The organism is Streptomyces sp. NRRL B-24085 (assembly GCF_001282115.1).
GTDB lineage: Bacteria > Actinomycetota > Actinomycetes > Streptomycetales > Streptomycetaceae > Streptomyces.
In genome coordinates, this window is the sequence record NZ_LJBR01000625.1 from 1 (window position 1) to 3,827 (window position 3,827).

Sequence of the window (3,827 nt, forward strand, 5' to 3'; positions counted from 1 at the left end):
ACCCCAGCCCCACCGCCCCGCGGTCGAAAAGTCGCACTCCCTTACGATCGAGGGATGAGCACCCGGATCGCCTTCCTCAAGGGCCACGGCACCGAGAACGACTTCGTGATCGTCCCGGACCCCGAGAACGCCCTCGACCTGCCCCCCGCCACCGTCGCCGTCCTGTGCGACCGCCGGGCCGGCATCGGCGGTGACGGCCTGCTCCACGTCGTACGGTCCGCCGAGCACCCCGAGGCCAGGCACATGGCCGAGGAGGCCGAGTGGTTCATGGACTACCGCAACGGCGACGGCTCCGTCGCGGAGATGTGCGGCAACGGCGTACGCGTCTTCGCCCGCTACCTCCAGCGCGCCGGCCACGTCACCGAGGGCGACCTCGCGGTGGCCACGCGCGGGGGCGTGAAGACCGTGCACATCGCGAAGAACGGCGACGTCACCGTCGGCATGGGCAAGGCCCTGCTCCCCGAGGGGGACGTCACGGTGAGCGTCGGTGACCGGAGCTGGCCCGCACGGAACGTGAACATGGGCAATCCGCACGCCGTGGCCTTCGTGGACGACCTCGCCCACGCCGGCGACCTGCACTCCCCGCCGCCCTTCAGCCCGGCCGCCGCCTACCCGAGTGGGGTCAACGTCGAGTTCGTGGTCGACCGCGGCCCCCACCACGTCGCCATGCGCGTGCACGAGCGCGGGGCGGGCGAGACCCGGTCCTGTGGCACGGGCGCGTGTGCCGTCGCCGTGGCCGCGGCCCGCAGGGACGGCACCGACCCGGCGGCCACCGGCAGCCCGGCGACGTACACCGTCGACGTGCCCGGCGGCACCCTGGTGATCACCGAGCGGACCGACGGGGAGATCGAGATGACCGGCCCCGCGGTGATCGTCGCCGAGGGCGAGATCGACGCCGACTGGCTTGAAAACGCGGGTCGTTGACCATATGAATCGCAATGATCAGGGCCCCGGAGGCATCGAACCGCAGCCTCCGGCCCTTTGTGCGATTCAGAACCACAGCCAGTCGCAGGTCAGGTGGCGCGAAACCGTAAACCTGCAAACCGTCGCTCGAATGGGTGATCCGTTTCACGCTCACCGAGAGGCGGTCAGCCGGGCGTGATGGGCTCGGTAGCATCAAGCACCGGCCCGGACGGGGGACAGATGCCATCCCCTGAGCCGTGTCCGCCATGGGGCACCCCGTCCGCCGGTCCACGCAGCCGGAGGTGCCCATGAGTGCGGAGGCGACGAACCCCGCGACCCCAGGTCCGGTAGCAGGTCCGGCCGCCCGCTGGCGGGCGCGGATCGACCTGCGCCGCCTGGGCCGCGCCGCGCTGCTGGGCCCCGCCGCCCGCGACCGGCTGCCCGACGCGATCAGCCACGTCGCCGAGGCCCACCGCGCCCACCACCCCGACGCCGACCTCGAACCCCTGCGCCGCGCCTGGGTCCTGGCCGAGTCCTCGCACCGCGGCCAGATGCGCAAGAGCGGTGAGCCGTACATCACCCACCCGCTCGCCGTGACCCTGATCCTCGCCGAACTCGGCGCCGAGACCACGACGTTGACCGCCTCCCTGCTCCACGACACCGTCGAGGACACCGAGGTGACGCTCGATCAGGTGGGGGAGGAGTTCGGCGCGGAGGTCCGCTTCCTCGTCGACGGCGTCACCAAGCTGGAGAAGGTCGACTACGGCGCCGCCGCCGAGCCCGAGACCTTCCGCAAGATGCTCGTGGCCACCGGCAACGACGTCCGCGTGATGTCGATCAAACTCGCCGACCGGCTGCACAACATGCGCACCCTCGGCGTGATGCGCCCCGAGAAACAGGCCCGCATCGCCAAGGTCACCCGCGACGTCCTCATCCCGCTCGCCGAACGCCTCGGCGTCCAGGCCCTCAAGACCGAACTGGAGGACCTGGTCTTCGCCATCCTCCACCCCGAGGAGTACGAGCACACGCGCGAGCTGATCGTCGACAACGCCTCCCGCGCGGACGACCCGCTCGCCGAGATCGCCGAAGAGGTGCGGGGGGTGCTGCGCGAGGCCGGGATCCAGGCCGAAGTCGTCATCCGGCCGCGGCACTTCGTCTCCGTGCACCGGACGGCCCGCAAACGCGGCCGACTGCGGGGCGCGGACTTCGGCCGGCTGCTGGTCCTGGTCGGCGAGGACGCGGACTGCTACGGCGTCCTGGGCGAACTGCACACCTGTATGACGCCGGTCGTCTCGGAGTTCAAGGACTTCATCGCCGTACCCAAGTTCAACCTGTACCAGTCGCTGCACACCGCCGTGGCCCGCGGCGACGGCCAGGTCGTCGAGGTCCTCATCCGCACCCACCAGATGCACAAGGTCGCCGAGGCCGGAGTGGTTGCGCTCGGCAATCCGTACGTCGGTCCCGCGGAGGAGCCCAGCTCGGCCGACGGCGAGCGGGCGGACCCGACCCGACCCGGCTGGCTCTCCCGGCTCCTCGACTGGCAGGCAGCCGCGCCCGACGCGGACACCTTCTGGTCCACCCTGCGCGAGGACCTCGCCCAGGACCGCGAGATCACCGTCTTCCGGCCGGACGGCGGCACCCTGGGCCTGCCCGAGGGCGCGACCTGTGTGGACGCCGCGTACGCGCAGTACGGCGAGGACGCGCACGCGTGCCTGGGGGCTCGTGTCAACGGCCGCCTGGCCACCCTGAGCACCGTCCTCAAGGACGGCGACACCGTCCAGCTCCTCATGGGGCAGGACCCGGCCGCCGAGCCGTCCAAGGAGTGGCTGGAGCACGCCCACACCCCCGCCGCGCGGATCGCCATCCAGCGGTGGATCGCCACCCACCCCGCGCACGAGACGCCGGAGCGGAGCGGGACGGACGGCGGGGCGGCTGAGGCCGCGCACACCTTCCGGCCCTCCGCCGCGGAGCCGCCGACTGCCGACACGCCCGACAGCGCGGGCCGGAGCACCCCCGAGCCGCAGACCCCCGACGAGCGGGCCGACGACCGCCCCGGCGCCGCCGTCGCCCTCGTCGACCAGCCCGGCGCGACCGTACGGCTGGCCGGCTGCTGCACGCCCGTGCCGCCCGACGAGATCACCGGCTTCGCCGTGCGCGGGGGAGTGGTCACCGTGCACCGCGTCGAGTGCGCCGCGGTGGCCCGGATGAAGGGCACGGAGCGCAGGGAGGTCGGCGTGCGCTGGGGCGACACCGCCGAGTGCCGGGTCACGCTGTTCGCGGAATCGTTCGGCCGCCCGCACCTGCTCGCCGACCTCACCGAGGCGATGGCCGGCGAGGGCGCCGAGATCGTCTCCGCCACCGTCGAACCGCCCAGCCAGCAGCGCGTCCGCCACACGTACACGGTCCAACTCCCGGACGCGGCCCTGCTGCCCGGCCTGATGAGGGCGATGCGCAACGTGGCCGGCGTCTATGACGTCAGTCGGGCGCAGGGGCCCGCGGGCTGAGGGGACCGTCTTGGGGGAGCGCGCCAGGGCAGCGCACCGCGAGGGGTGCCTCGGCGAGCAGGAAGGCACGGCGGCCGGCGAGCTGGTCGGCCAGAGCATCGTCCGCGCCGCCGACGGGGCCCTGAGTCACCGGGAACGACGCCCAGAGGACCGCGCCCGCCCTCGGTGAACCCGCGCGGGTGAGCCCCCGTAGGTTCACCGACCTCGGTGGGCCCGAAGCTCCCGCGACACGCCCCCACGCGTGCGTGGCACCCCGCACCGACACGCGCGCGTGCGGACCACAGAACCGTGCGCGTCCCCTCGACGTGACCGGAGGACCCCGTTCGGGTGGGCCGGTCGCGCGTCGTCGCCGTGGGACACGCGCGCGCTGGTAGCGGTGGTGCATGCCGCTCACCCTCCGCACGCACCCCGACCCCACCC

General features: G+C 73.1%; 2 protein-coding genes. Both read left to right on the top strand.

Translation table 11 applies throughout. The annotated features are described in order from the left end of the window. Positions 1 to 54 precede the first annotated feature (54 nt). Complete coding sequence (dapF, locus tag AOJ26_RS40445) at positions 55 to 924, top strand: diaminopimelate epimerase (protein WP_053853312.1); 870 nt, start codon at positions 55 to 57, stop codon at positions 922 to 924. Between the two features lie 287 nt (positions 925 to 1,211). Then, a complete protein-coding gene (locus tag AOJ26_RS40450; RefSeq protein ID WP_053853313.1) occupies positions 1,212 to 3,407 on the top strand; it encodes a RelA/SpoT family protein in 2,196 nt (731 codons plus the stop codon). Positions 3,408 to 3,827 lie beyond the last annotated feature (420 nt).

Bases quoted from the DNA above. Each gene is read 5' to 3' on its own strand.
- dapF (WP_053853312.1), top strand. From the start codon at position 55: ATGAGCACCCGGATCGCCTTCCTCAAGGGCCACGGCACCGAGAACGAC.
- AOJ26_RS40450 (WP_053853313.1), top strand. From the start codon at position 1,212: ATGAGTGCGGAGGCGACGAACCCCGCGACCCCAGGTCCGGTAGCAGGT.